The organism is Dyadobacter koreensis, assembly GCF_900108855.1.
GTDB classification, from domain to species: Bacteria; Bacteroidota; Bacteroidia; order Cytophagales; family Spirosomataceae; genus Dyadobacter; species Dyadobacter koreensis.
Map to the genome: position 1 here is coordinate 102,569 of NZ_FNXY01000003.1, position 13,640 is coordinate 116,208.

General features: G+C 41.0%; 15 protein-coding genes. 3 read left to right on the plus strand and 12 right to left on the minus strand.

Annotated features, from left to right (window positions below):
* Positions 1–189 precede the first annotated feature (189 nt).
* The 3 genes from BMY70_RS09120 to BMY70_RS09130 all read left to right on the plus strand — a co-directional run bounded on the left by BMY70_RS09120 (position 190) and on the right by BMY70_RS09130 (position 2,027).
* Positions 190–834 (plus strand): hypothetical protein, encoded by a 645-nt coding sequence (locus tag BMY70_RS09120; protein WP_090334875.1) that lies wholly within the window; start codon positions 190–192, stop codon positions 832–834.
* Positions 835–988: 154 nt separating this feature from the next.
* A complete protein-coding gene (locus BMY70_RS09125; RefSeq protein WP_090334876.1) occupies positions 989–1,618 on the plus strand; it encodes a class I SAM-dependent methyltransferase in 630 nt (209 codons plus the stop codon).
* A gap of 130 nt (positions 1,619–1,748) precedes the next feature.
* Complete coding sequence (locus BMY70_RS09130) at positions 1,749–2,027, plus strand: hypothetical protein (RefSeq protein ID WP_090334877.1); 279 nt, start codon at positions 1,749–1,751, stop codon at positions 2,025–2,027.
* Positions 2,028–2,102: 75 nt separating this feature from the next.
* Here BMY70_RS09130 and BMY70_RS09135 read toward each other — a convergent pair whose 3' ends face one another.
* The 12 genes from BMY70_RS09135 to BMY70_RS09190 all read right to left on the minus strand — a co-directional run bounded on the left by BMY70_RS09135 (position 2,103) and on the right by BMY70_RS09190 (position 13,633).
* Positions 2,103–4,727, minus strand: a complete 2,625-nt coding sequence (locus BMY70_RS09135) for a sodium-translocating pyrophosphatase (RefSeq protein WP_090334878.1) — start codon at positions 4,725–4,727, stop codon at positions 2,103–2,105.
* Positions 4,728–4,927: 200 nt separating this feature from the next.
* A complete protein-coding gene (locus BMY70_RS09140; protein ID WP_090334879.1) occupies positions 4,928–5,872 on the minus strand; it encodes a M90 family metallopeptidase in 945 nt (314 codons plus the stop codon).
* A gap of 42 nt (positions 5,873–5,914) precedes the next feature.
* A complete protein-coding gene (locus BMY70_RS09145; protein WP_090334880.1) occupies positions 5,915–7,072 on the minus strand; it encodes a DUF2062 domain-containing protein in 1,158 nt (385 codons plus the stop codon).
* Positions 7,073–7,117: 45 nt separating this feature from the next.
* Positions 7,118–7,474, minus strand: coding sequence for an ApeI family dehydratase (locus BMY70_RS09150; RefSeq protein ID WP_090334881.1), 357 nt, complete (start codon positions 7,472–7,474; stop codon positions 7,118–7,120).
* A 35-nt stretch (positions 7,475–7,509) separates the two neighbouring features.
* The gene (lolA2, locus tag BMY70_RS09155; RefSeq protein ID WP_090334882.1) at positions 7,510–8,142 is read right to left on the minus strand and encodes a flexirubin biosynthesis/transport protein LolA2; all 633 of its coding nucleotides are present in this window, start codon (positions 8,140–8,142) and stop codon (positions 7,510–7,512) included.
* Positions 8,129–8,899 carry a polysaccharide deacetylase family protein gene (locus BMY70_RS09160; protein WP_090334883.1) on the minus strand — a complete coding sequence of 257 codons (771 nt, stop codon included), beginning with the start codon at positions 8,897–8,899 and terminating at the stop codon, positions 8,129–8,131. Before BMY70_RS09160 ends, lolA2 begins: the two co-directional genes overlap by 14 nt.
* Positions 8,889–9,851, minus strand: coding sequence for a beta-ketoacyl synthase chain length factor (locus BMY70_RS09165; RefSeq protein WP_090334884.1), 963 nt, complete (start codon positions 9,849–9,851; stop codon positions 8,889–8,891). The genes BMY70_RS09160 and BMY70_RS09165 overlap by 11 nt, the downstream gene beginning before the upstream one ends.
* Positions 9,852–9,910: 59 nt before the next feature.
* Positions 9,911–11,095 (minus strand): beta-ketoacyl-[acyl-carrier-protein] synthase family protein, encoded by a 1,185-nt coding sequence (locus BMY70_RS09170; RefSeq protein ID WP_090334885.1) that lies wholly within the window; start codon positions 11,093–11,095, stop codon positions 9,911–9,913.
* Between the two features lie 84 nt (positions 11,096–11,179).
* Positions 11,180–11,437, minus strand: coding sequence for a phosphopantetheine-binding protein (locus BMY70_RS09175; RefSeq protein WP_090334886.1), 258 nt, complete (start codon positions 11,435–11,437; stop codon positions 11,180–11,182).
* Positions 11,438–11,482: 45 nt separating this feature from the next.
* Positions 11,483–12,106 (minus strand): hypothetical protein, encoded by a 624-nt coding sequence (locus tag BMY70_RS09180; RefSeq protein ID WP_090334887.1) that lies wholly within the window; start codon positions 12,104–12,106, stop codon positions 11,483–11,485.
* The gene (locus BMY70_RS09185; protein WP_090334888.1) at positions 12,103–13,185 is read right to left on the minus strand and encodes a beta-ketoacyl-[acyl-carrier-protein] synthase family protein; all 1,083 of its coding nucleotides are present in this window, start codon (positions 13,183–13,185) and stop codon (positions 12,103–12,105) included. The genes BMY70_RS09180 and BMY70_RS09185 overlap by 4 nt, the downstream gene beginning before the upstream one ends.
* Positions 13,186–13,219: 34 nt before the next feature.
* The gene (locus BMY70_RS09190) at positions 13,220–13,633 is read right to left on the minus strand and encodes an acyl-CoA thioesterase (RefSeq protein ID WP_090334889.1); all 414 of its coding nucleotides are present in this window, start codon (positions 13,631–13,633) and stop codon (positions 13,220–13,222) included.
* Between the last annotated feature and the right edge of the window lie 7 nt (positions 13,634–13,640).

Sequence of the window (13,640 nt, forward strand, 5' to 3'; positions counted from 1 at the left end):
TTTTCAGGCAGTCTGAGCCGGTTTAGTTATGATTCCATTAATAAAGCAAGGCTTATTGGTAAAATACTTTGATCGCTTGTATGATTTTTGATAGCCATATGTCATTTGACATTCTTTTGATAGTACTAACAATTTAAAAGAATGTACATTTATCTAAAACTATGTCGGTCCCTAAAGTTAAAATTCGCCATGTTAGGTAAAATATTTTCATACATATTATTAGCGGCTTCGCTTCTGTTCAGCTTTGCTCCGGCAAAGAAAATCGGTGATTTTGATTTAAGTGCAGATATTGGCACTCCGAAACTTCCCGGTATATCCGAATACGATAAGGACACGAAAACTTATACGCTCAAAGGAGCAGGCTATAACATCTGGTTTGAGCGGGACGAATTTCAATTTTTGTACAAGGAAATGGACGGTGATTTTACGTTTACAGCAGATTTTGAATTCGAAGGAAAAGGAGCTGATCCACACCGAAAAGTGGGCTGGATGATCCGCGAATCGCTTTATGATAATGCATCACATATTAGTGCGGTACTTCATGGCGACGGCCTGACGGTTATGCAATGGCGCGTGAATAAAGGAGAAAAGATGCGTGACCCAGAGGATGAGATTTTCAGTAAGGAGAAAAATATTCAAACCATTCAATTGCAACGGAAAGGTAAAGAGTATACAATGAAAGTAGCCCAAAAAGGTACACCGCTAAAACTTGTTGGTTCACAAACGATGGAAAATCTACCTGATAAAATCATCGCCGGACTCTTCATTTGCTCACATAATCCGGAAGTGCTGGAAACGGCGAAGGTGACAAACGTGAGCCTTATACAAAACTGATACCGTTATTTTGCCTGATCAGACGATCTGATCAGGACAGGCGCCGCTATAGAAAAACTATCAAGGATTACATTACAACCTTTCTTGACTGTTTTTAGTCTTAGCCAAAAGCCTGAAAGATAAATGCACAGCGCTCACCTTAACAAAATTATTCATGAACATTAGCAAAGTTTTTAAGGAAACATTTTTCAAAAAACCTGATTTCAAACGCTATCAACCGTCGAAGTTAGTTAAGCCTGAAAAAACACTTGATGTTGTCTCGGCATGGAAAGGTCTGGAACTAATCATCGAAGATATTCTGGATGAATTTAAAATTGGACGGGAAAGATGTATTGAATTCGGTGTGGAATTCGGTTATTCGACCGTCGTATTTTCTAATTTTTTCGAGAAAGTTACAGGCGTTGATACATTCGAGGGTGATATTCATACCGACAATAAAGAAAATCATTACGAACAGACAAAAGAGGCGCTCTCAGTTTACCAGAATATCGAGCTGTTTAAATCTGATTATCAAACCTGGATCCAAAAAGATAATTCCCGTTACGACTTTGCGCATGTAGACATTGTTCACACGTATCAAGAAACATTTGAATGCGGCTTGTGGACTGCAAAACACAGCGACTGTACAATATTTCACGATACAGAAAGTTTTCCCGATGTCAAACAGGCGGTGCTCGATATCGCCAGGCAGACAGGCCAGTCTGTTTATAATTTCCCAGATCATTTCGGACTGGGAATTCTGGTGGACAGAAAGCGATTGAAGAATAGAAAGATTTCGCATTGAAAGACCAGGCAAATTAGAAATTCTGCTCCTGATCAATAAAATTCATTTTCCACACTTTTCACATTATTTTGCTGGTACAGGTTTTTTATTAATCCATTCAACTAAATAACCAGCTTAATAATTTAAAAAAATGAACCTTGAATCTTTCGAAGCAAATCAAGAAAATTTACTGATGGCCCAAACGGATCTTGCAGTACTTAGGGATCTGTTTCATACTCTTAATGACGCTGGTATCAGCTATTCGTCGTTGAATTGTTCTATTGCTTTACTTGAAAAATATATAGATAACGCATGTGTTTTGACTCCTGATTTCGAGTCGTCATCAACTTTGCTTAACACCAGTTATTCCATTAAAAATCCACAGATGTGGAGAAAGAGTAACAGGACATTCGCTTATCAACAATTTTAAAGACTTTCATCAACAATAAAGAAAACGCCGGATTAAGTCTATTTAATCCGGCGTTTTTTTTATTCTTGATGATTTTTACTTTTTTGTAACTCTTATAGAAATCCTTCGATTTTGTGCTCTTCCTTCCTCCGTATCATTTGAAGCCACAGGATGCTCCTCACCATAACCTTCTGATTCCAGCCGGGAATTGGCAATCCCTAAATCTGATAGCTCTTTTTTTACAGATTGAGCTCTTTCGCTCGATAATTTCAAGTTTGCAGCCGCGTCTCCTGTGTTGTCTGTATATCCTCCCAATTTAATTGAAACTGCGGGATAAGCTTTCAAGATTTCTGCGACATTTTCCAGCTGCTCTTCCGATTGAGGTTCCAGTTTTGCACTCGCCGTTTCAAAAAGCAACCGATCAAAATCGAACCAGGTTTCTTTATCCGTTTTTTTATCAGACTTGATAAAATCCAGCAAAGAAGTTTCCACAGGATTTCCGGAGGCTGCAATAATCAACTTTGTTCCGTTCAGATCGAGCGTTGTTGTTTCAATAGTCTGCATTGGCATTTCAATAACTTCTTCTTCAATCACACCAACCTCACCAACGGGAACGACCGCAATATGCGGTGCAATAACGAGAGAAACAATCGACATCAACTTGATCAGGATATTCATAGATGGCCCCGAAGTGTCTTTAAACGGGTCGCCAACCGTATCACCTGTTACCGCAGCTTTGTGAGGATCCGAGCCTTTGAAATACGTCTTGCCGTTAATATCGACACCCTTTTCGAAAGATTTTTTTGCATTATCCCACGCTCCCCCCGCGTTATTCTGGAAAATCCCCATTAAGACACCAGATACAGTGACCCCAGCTAACGTTCCTCCCAGAACTTCCGGGCCAAACAGAAATCCAACAATCACCGGAACCAGCAGCGCTATTAAACCGGGAGCAACCATTTCTTTAATAGATGCCTCTGTGGAAATCGCTACACATTTGTCGTACTCGGGTTTGGCCGTACCTTCCATAATTCCCGGAATCTCACGGAACTGACGGCGTACTTCTTCAACCATTTTCATCGCAGCTCGACCCACCGCCGCGATAGCAAGTGAAGAGAAAATAAAAGGGATCATAGCGCCGACGAAAAGTCCGGCGAGTACATTGGCCTTGTAAATATCGATCGAACTGATACCTGCTACACCGCAAAATGCCGCGAATAGCGCAAGTGATGTCAATGCCGCAGAAGCAATGGCAAAACCTTTTCCAGAAGCTGCCGTAGTATTGCCCACCGCATCCAGAACATCAGTCCTTCCACGAACTTCTTCCGGCAAATGTGCCATTTCCGCAATACCGCCGGCGTTATCTGCGATAGGGCCAAAAGCATCAATCGCAAGCTGCATCGCGGTGGTCGCCATCATACCGGCCGCCGCGATGGCCACACCATATAGACCCGCAAATTCGTAACTGATAAAAATTCCAGCTGCAAGAACCAAGGTCGGGATAACGGTAGATTCCATACCCACGGAAAGTCCTCCTATAATATTTGTAGCATGTCCAGTAGAAGACTGATTGACAATTGATTGCACTGGCCTTTTACCCATAGCTGTATAATATTCGGTAACGGTGGACATAATGGCGCCCACAATTGAACCCAGCAAAATCGAATAAAAAACGTGCATGGAAGTAAATTCAACACCGCGAATCGTTAGCACTCCTTCGGGTAACATCCAGATTGTTAAAGGATAACAGGCAATCAGTGTGATAATTATAGATCCCCAGTTGCCCCGGTTCAAAGCACCTTGTACGTCACCATGATCGCTGCTGATTTTGACAAAAAGCATACTGATAATGGAAGCGATCAAGCCTGCTCCGGCAATCACCATAGGCAATAAAATTGGTGAAATACCTCCAAAATTATCTACACTTTCAGCGACAATTTCTCGTCCCAAAACCATGGTAGCAAGAATTGTTGCCACATATGAACCAAACAAATCGGCTCCCATACCGGCCACATCTCCGACGTTATCACCAACATTATCAGCAATTGTTGCCGGATTTCTCGGGTCATCTTCCGGAATTCCCGCTTCGACCTTACCTACCAAATCGGCACCTACGTCAGCAGCTTTTGTATAAATCCCGCCACCCACACGTGCAAAAAGTGCAATTGATTCTGCTCCTAATGAGAAACCGGCCAGTACTTCAAGTACCTTTTCCATACCGAGACCATTCACCTCGGAGCTATCGCCAACAAAAAAATGATATAAAATTATAAAAAGACCGCCAAGACCGATTACCGCCAAACTCGCCACTCCGATTCCCATAACAGAACCACCTGTGAATGAAACTTCAAGCGCTTTGGTAAGGCTTGTACGTGCGGCTTGTGTAGTACGCACATTGGATTTGGTAGCAATATTCATCCCGATATACCCGGCAAAGGCAGAGATGAAGGCGCCAACTATAAACGAAGCGCCAATAAAAACACTGGAATTTTCAACCAGTGTACCGGAATATCCTAATAAAATACTGACTATGATGCCGAAGACGATGAGCACCCGCCACTCAGCTTTTAGAAACGCAAGTGCTCCATCTGCGATGGCATCTGCAATTTCTTTCATGTTTCCGTCACCGGCATCTTGCCTGATAACCCAACCTCTTTTAAAAAACATAACCAGCAAGCCAATCAGGCCTAAAACTGGCACTAAATAGGTAATATTACTCATGCGCGATATGAATTAGGTTAAAGGTTTTAAATTCTCGTAAATATAGAGAATGAGGCCTCATAACAAAATCCAAAACGCCTTATTTTTGTTTAATTCTTATTTTTTTTGTAAAAATACATAGAACATCAATTATACTATTCATATAAAAAAAGTAACTCATCACAGTTATTTAAAATTCAACAGCTAAAATAACCTAACAATCAACTTCTTAACTTTTCTCCTGGCGCCTGGTGATAAAATTTTGAAAGCAAAGTATACAATTCCGGATGTTTTTTCTCAAATTCTTCCGGGTTATTGAAGAAATATTCACTTACCACAGCTAGAAATTCAGCGTTGTTAGTTATCGCATAAGGATTAATATCAGACTCACCACTTTTGATTTCCTGCATTTCTTTTTTGATCAAATGGAGCCAGGGCAAAACATAGGCGTGATCGGCGAGGCGCTCCGGCATACCGTCAGCTTCTCCGTCTTCCCGGTCCAGAAGATGAACGAATTCGTGGATACCCACATTATTATCGCCTTTGCGTCCATTAAAACCATTGAGCAAAGCTGGCTTCGACAACAAAAGTGAATGGTTCATATAACGATTCCCTACCATTCCTTCTATATTTTCAGATTGTTGATCCTCCCCTATTTCGAACTTTTGACTGAACGACGCCGGATAGACCAGAACCTCATGAAGCTCGGGATAATCAAATGCCGGAAATGCGAAAGTTGGTATGATTGCGCTTGCTGCGACGAGCACACGGACCAGATCGTCAACTTCGGTATCAATGCCTTCGACCCGTTTTCCGAATAAAAACAGCTGCACTCGTTTTTCAAACAGAGCTTGCTTTTTAGCATCCAGGCTTTGATAAAAAACTGAATGCATCCTCAGTATCTCCCGCCAGGAATCGGGAAAAGCAGTTTTGAAAATTGCAATTCTCGCATATGATTTTTTATAGTGATACCGGTGAATGACTGCGATGATACCAACAACTAAAAATCCAAGGATATACAAAACAGTCTGTTTGCTGAAATATGCCAGAACACCAAAGACGACCATCGCGGCAAGCTCCCAGCCAATAGCTCGCAAACGTGCTGACTTCAACTGGTTTTCATAGTAAATTTTAAGATCCTGAACGGAGGCAAGAATCGAATTCATAACAATGTTTTTAATAAAGGAAAGTACGTATGAATAACTCGCTCAGCGATCTTTTCGTGAGATTTTTAAGGCCATCCAGGAAATTCCGAAGGCCGACAGGCCTGAGAAAATTGCCAGCAAAGTCCCTCCCAGAAAATATTGAACAAAGTTTACATGGATCGATTCCAGCGTCAGGTCTTCGAAAGAATCAAGTTGCACACCGTTTTTATAAAATAATCCTCCAAATTTATAACTCCCGAAAATTATGAAAGGAATTAATGGCGGCAGACTGATATTGGCGGCGGCTAGAAAAAGCACTTTATTCATCCGGAAGTATACCGAAAGGGGAATTCCTACCAGCAGTTGAAAGCCCCAGATCGGCACAATTCCCATAAAAATGCCAAAGCCGATTGACTTTGCTTTACTGAAATTGCTTTCATTTTTTTTCAGTGCTTCTTCCTTGATGATCTGCCAAAGGCCCTTCTTTTTTATATAAAAAAAAAGCCGTCGCGGCAGGTAATAAAGAAGTGTCAGGATAACAAAATAGGTATTCAGAATACTGATCCGCGTAAAATCACGGAAAGGACGGAAATGCGTAACGCGCTCATTGCTGTCATAAATCACCTGAATATTAATCGGAATAATCTTCACATCGCTCCAGGCAAGTTTGACGATTACTTCAATTTCTGTCTCAAACTTGGAAGTAAAGAGCCTGATATTCCTGATCGGATCGAGCGGATAAAGCCTGAAACCGGTTTGCGTATCCGGCAAAGTCAGGCCGGTTTCAAATTTGAACCAGAAATTTGAAAATTTATTACCAAAAGAACTTTTTCCCGGTACTCCTTCCTGCATCATGTTACGGGAACCCATCAGAAGCGCATCAGGATTATCCAGCGCAGCTTCAACGAACAAGGGGATATCAGAAGGCAGATGTTGTCCGTCTGAATCAACAGAAATAGCGTTTTTATACCCCAAACGAATGGCTTCCTCAAATCCACGCCGCAAAGAAAACCCCTTCCCTTTGTTTATTTCGTTGGTAAGCACACGGATTTTTTCTCCGTACGTGGCAAGGATTGATGCCGTGTCGTCGGTGGAGCCATCGTTAATTACAATAATATCTTCACGGCTATATGCTAAAACACCATCAATAACCCGGCGGAGCGTTTTTTGATTATTAAATGTCGGAATTAAAACGCAGCAATGAATATCTTTTAAAGTCATTGATCAATCGATGAGATTTTGCGATCACGCAGAAGAAACCGGCTATTAAATATAGGAAACTTGTGTCTTAAAATATGTGATATCCTTAGAACTTCCGGAAGCAATGACCTCGATTACTTCTCCAACGTTGTATTTAATTTCAATACGAATCTCCGGTGTCTCCTCAGGATTAATGATTTGAATAAATTTGCAGACACGCATAGTCTTCATTCTCAAATTCTTAACAAGATGCTGTTCTAATAATTCCTTAACTATTTGCAGTTGGACAACACCTGGCGTGACAGGCGCTCCCGGAAAATGCCCTTTAAAAATCTCGTGTGACGGATCCAGGATAATGCTGGCCGAAAGAGATTGAGGACCAGCAATTAGTTCAGTTACTTTATAGAGATTATTAAGAAACATATTACCAGAAATTTACTTGGGATAATGAATGGGGGCTACAAATTCAAAAATACAGATTCAGCGATGGGCTGATTAAACCTCTCATTCTGGAATTTCATTACGCTTTTATCTCCGCCCTTTTCAAAAAACGTAAGTTCTTTCAAGCGTAAACTGCTTTTTGAAAAAACGAGGTTGATCTTCGAATAAACATTTCTCATTCGCTTGTTTGTAGGTGTCAGAATCACCATGTATTGATTCGAGTTTTCCATACAAACCTGCGTAAAAGCCTTGCTTTCCTGGAAATCTCCGTTAACAAGGCCGAGCATAACCTGCTTGATCTGACCGGCCATACGCCCGGCTGCACCCATGTTTTTTTCCTTGCTCCCATCTTGCACACGTAATTTATCACCGTTGATCAGGATAATATATTTAAAGGGAGTCTGCTGCTCCCAACGCATGCGGTCTGCTTTTTTAAAATAAAAAACACCCGTTGATTTTTCCGGTTCCTTTAAAAATGATAAGAATTTCTCTTCCTTAAAATCGGCCTGAATCGAAGAAGTTGCAAGAGACGACTTTCTCAGATCGGCGAGAATTTTATCAGGATTAGATGCTGGTTTAAATTCCTGAGCAAATACATTTAAAGAATTTGAAATCAGGAGGAATGCAAAAAATATTTTAGACAATTTCATAAGGTTCCTTATTGATTAGTAGCGGCAACGGCAGGATATCGATATTTTTACTGCGACAATGTTCTATCAAATCTTCGAGTGCATCGGCGGTTACCGATAGGTGATCGTGCAATAAAACGATATCCCGTTTTTGCATTTTCGAAATTACATTCTGAATCAATTGATATTTATTCTTCGCGCGGGTGTCAAAACTTCGCAGAGACCAGCCGATAGATTGCAGCCCCAAATTATTTAAAACGGTATTATACCTTGGATTTGTTACGCCAAAGGGCGGACGAAAAAGTTTTACTTTTTTTGAAATTATCTGATAAATAACCTCGTTACATTGCGCCAGATCCTTTTCCAGACGTTTTGTAGAAAAAAATGCGATCAGATAATTGTGACTAAATGAATGATTGGCAATAGTATGGCCCTCCCCGTCAATCCGCCGGACGATTTCAGGATATTGCTCTGCATTTTTTCCAATAATGAAAAAAGTGGCTTTAACTCCCTTTTCCTTCAAAATTTCAAGTATACGCGGTGTGTTTTCAGGATGCGGGCCGTCGTCAAATGTAAGAGCAATTGCTTTTTTTTTCCCCTTATGTATGGATGTGACAAAATAGTTAGCCCGAATTTGAAAAGACCCATATGCCGTACTGATCAGGTATAAAATTGCAAGAATCCCCAGAATATATTCAACATATCCTGTTTCCCAAAAAGCGAATCCGCAGAGAACAAGGGCGATCCCGGTCGTTGCGGTTATTATTTTATGTTTCAAGAGATTCGATCAGTGTTAGGCCTAAATTTATTTTATTCAATCCATTAAGGACCAATACTTTTTTCAGTTCCGGGTGTTGTTGGATTCTGTCTATTCCGTAATGCATTGCGAATGCCGAATTTGTAGGGTATAACCCCGACAACTTTGTATAGTTGATCATTTTCGAATCTGCATGGTAATGCTCATTGAAATATTTATTAGCTACCGACTCAACCCTTGGGCTTAAATCTGAATACAAAATCAGATCAACTTCTGAAACATTTAAAAAATTATCGGACAAAAAAGAATCGATCTCAGTATCAATATCCTGAACAAGCCCGATTGTTCTCACATCTTTCAGCCTGGCCAACGATCTGTCCGATTTTTCTTTACTTAAAACAAAAAAGGAAGCTCCTGAAGTAAGATTATTCTTTGATGGCAGATTCAGTTTTTCTGCTGCTTCTTCGAGAAATGGTATATGCTCATCTGCGGCACCCGCAACAATATTATCTCTTCCCTCACTAAGCAGCAATGAAGTGTCAATTAATGCATGTTCGAAAGAGAGTGTATTTTGCGTATGCGTCATATTGTACCCGTGATTTCCGATACTTAAAGAAATCTGGCCGGCAATTGTATTGTGGGTGGATTGAATGAAAGAAGTCGGCGGAAGTAGCCCTTCAACTGACAAAAAAGTATTCAGAAATTTTTCTGTATCCTGTAGACAACCCAGTCCCGTACCAACAATGATCGCTCCGGGCTGTTCAATTTCGGCCTGCTTTAAGCAATCTTTCGCAGCCGCGACGGACATCCGCAAAATTTTGCTCATGCGCCGAAGCAAACCTGCATCGATATATTCCTTATAATTCGGACTTATCAGTTCAGAAGAATTTTCGAGCGGCTCGATCAGCTTCGAAAAACCTGCATTTTGAAATGTAGGCTGATGAGAAATCGTTGACGCAGCGTTTATATACATTTTTATTTTTACTAACTTATTGACTCACAAAAAAATTAATAGCGGTTGAGCATATTTACCTATCTGTGAACAGAAAAAACCAATGACGAATTATTTCCTCCAAATCCGAACGAATTAGACAAAACGGCCAGAACCGGCTGATCTTTTTGCAACTCCATTATGGGTACAAGGCCCGTTTCAGCAATCGGTGTTTTGTAATTCAGATTAGGGAAAATTAATCCTTTTTGAATAGCCAGAACAGAAAAAACTGCTTCGATCGCACCTGCCGCCGCCAATGTATGTCCCGTGAAAGGTTTGGTCGAACTAAAATCCGGAATATTATCTCCAAAAACGTTAATCATCGCCGTAGATTCAGAGAGATCATTATTTTTGGTCCCCGTTCCATGGGCATTGACATACGAAATATCCAGAGCGCTTAACCCCGAAACGTCAATGGCATTTTGGATCGCCATCGTCGCCCCTGTTCCCTCTGGCGAAGAGGCAGTCTGGTGATATGCATCCGCTGCATTTGCCCATCCGGATAAACAGCAAATTGTTGAATTACCGGAAAAACGGATACTCTTATCATTTTCCAGCAATAAAAACGCGGCTCCCTCTCCAAGATTTAATCCGGTGCGCGATTCATCAAACGGCCGGCACCACCGGTCATCGTAAATCATGAGTGAGCGAAATCCATTAATCGTGAAATTCGTCAGTGCGTCAGTTCCGCCAACCAAAACCCGGTCCAGCTTCCCCTGCTCGATCAGGCGCGCCCCCAGCATTATGGCATTTGCGCCCGAGGAACAGGCTGTTGAAAGTGTATTTATGTAACCCGATATTCCCAGCTCTGCGGCAATCCGTTCGGTTGTGTTTCCGCTATCATGACATCGCAGAACTGCATAATCAGGATCATTTTTATCCAGATAATCCTGGTAAAATTGTTCCGTCGTGTCCATTCCTCCGACGGAAGTTGCCGAGATAATACCTGTTCGAAGTTCGTTCGTGTAACGATTATTCCCCCAGGCCTCACGGGCAGCGGTTAAACCTAACAAAGATGTTCGGGAGATGGGCTGAGCCTTAATGCCGAGATGATCCGATAACTCTGCGTTGGAACATTTTACCTCACCAACAAGAAAATCTCTTTCGCTGTCTAAATATTTTACAGGCGCAATACCCGATTTACCGTTCTCTAACGAGTACAGATTTTCTGCAACCGTTAACCCGATCGCCGAAATGAGCCCCAAACCTGTTATTCGTACTGCCATTTAATCATTTAACTTGGAGAGTAATAAGTTCGAAAGTGGTACTTATATTTGGTCATACACCACCCGAAATCAGACATCGGTTATTCAGCTTTTCTTTTTTTCGATATAATCAGCCATCGTATTGATGGTTAGAAATGCCTCTTTTCCTTCATCCGGATTCGTTACCTGGATTCCGTAAAATTTTTCCATCAGTACGATCAATTCAAGCGCATCGATCGAGTCCAGACCAACGCCGTCGGCACTGAACAAAAGCGCATCATCATCGATATCTGATACCTGCAAATCTTCCAGGTTCAATTCTTCTATTATATGTTTTTTTAAATCTTCTTTTAAACTATCCATCGTTCGTCAATTCTTTTGTTTAGTATGTCAAACTTCGTGAAATGATCATGCCTGATCGTCCGGGCTGGCACATTTGATTACATTTTGTTTATTAAACTGTAATCCGTCAGGTTTGTTTTGTTCGATCAAAAATACCGAGACTTCAACCTTGCCTTCCAGAATACCAAGCCAGCCGGCCAGCACTGCCTTTGAACCAGTTTCGAACATAATTTGTCCATATTGCAGGAAAAAATCAGGTGCGAATTTAGGCAAAACAGCAAACATATTTTCACCATAAAATTTATTCCTGATCGCAAGTTCACCTAGAACAATATTGGGTAATGTATACACAAATAACGACGGGCTCGGTGAGCCTTTATCCTGATAAGATTCCTTGAAACGGATATCAGTATCCGCGCTGGATTCACTATTCGCGAAAAGCAGTGCGACCTCGTCCTCTGCATACGATGATATGAGTCCGGGATATGTTTGTTTTATAAATTCAGAACCCAAAAAGCCAGCCTGGGACAGCATATCCATTTTATAAAACTTTGGATATTCAATTGCCAGATCTTTATATAATTGCTTAAACCAAGAATCCGGACTCTCCTCATTTTTCTGTGCAACAACGTCTCCGTTTACATAACAGGCATCTTCACTGATTTGACAATAGGCGGTAATAGACCTCATAATTTCCGAAAGACTAGGGATGCGTTACAACCTCCAAAGCCCGAAGCTGTTTTAAGTATCGTATTTAATTCGGAAGTTCTGTTTTCCGTTGCAATATTTAAGGTTTTAGAAGTTCCTGCTTCTGAATACCCCAGACTTTTAACCAGTAACTTATGATGCATCATCTGTATCGAAATCGCTGTTTCTGTAATGCCCGCAGCGCCTAACGTATGGCCAAAATACCCCTTTAAACTATTCAACGGGATATCTGACATATTCAGGCGATCAAATGCTATGGCTTCCATTTCGTCATTAAAAACAGTCGCCGTTCCATGTGCCGAGATAAAATCTATCTCATCTGCCGAAACATTGTTCTGCTCCAAAGTCCTTTTGATTGTCCTGTATAACCCCTCACCCGTTCTTGACGGACCAGAAATATGATTGGCATCGTTCGCCGAAGTACCTGACAATAATTCCAGTGGTGAGCTTGTATAAATCTCCCTGGTTTTCGAAACGACAACGGCCGAACAACCTTCACCCAGCGTGATACCACTTCTACTTTTATCGAAAGGCAGGCAAGGCAGAGCGCTGACTGCGAAAAGCGACTGAAATCCATATAATACAAAGTCGGAAATTACATCACAGCCAATAACAATTGCGTGTTCGTATAAGCCGGCTTTTATAAAATTATTAGCAGCATTAATCGCAAGAACACCTGAAATACAAGCATTGGAAACAATCAGAGGTTGACTTTTCAGATTAAAATATTTCATCAACGCCGCAACCGCCGGCGCAAACGGGTTAGAAATATCTCTATCAAGATCCCCTTTGGTTGAACTGATAATAACAAGCGTTTTTTCTGATGGGATAATAGATGCATCAATCCGTTTCAAGACTTTTTCAAGGATATCAATCAGTAAAAACTCGAATTTATTCTTCTTAATCAGCGTAATTATTTTTGCAAGATGAATGTCTTCCTTATTAAACCCCACTTTCGGCACCAATGAAATTCCTGAACGGTTTTCACGGACCGCTTCAAAATTTTCCTGAATATTTTGCCCCAGCGGACTAATTATTTCCTCAGCACCTATATAGGTCATTTTAAAATCCTCTTTACGAACGGCTACCCGAAGGCTAAATATTATTATTTTCTTTCCAAATCCGGTAAAAATCCGGCGTAAGCAATTCCAGCGTCCTTGATTCCTTTTCTAAAAAAACCTGCATGGTTTTACCGACTGCGCAAAGCTCTCCTGTCGAGATATTGATCACCTCATACTCGAACATAATTTTTGCTGCCTTTGACGGAATGTATTTAGTTATTACCTTGATAACCTGGCCATAATGCACAGGAGCTTTATGATCAATTTCAGACTTAACGATGGGAGTAAAATATCCATGACCAAAAATTGTTAGATATTCCAATCCAAATTCTTTGCCGAAAGCCTCTCGTCCGTCTTCAAAAAACTTAAGATAATTGCCGTGCCATACAACACCCATGGCATCTGTTTCACTAAACCTTATATCAATTTCAATTTCTGAGATGAGCATATATTTT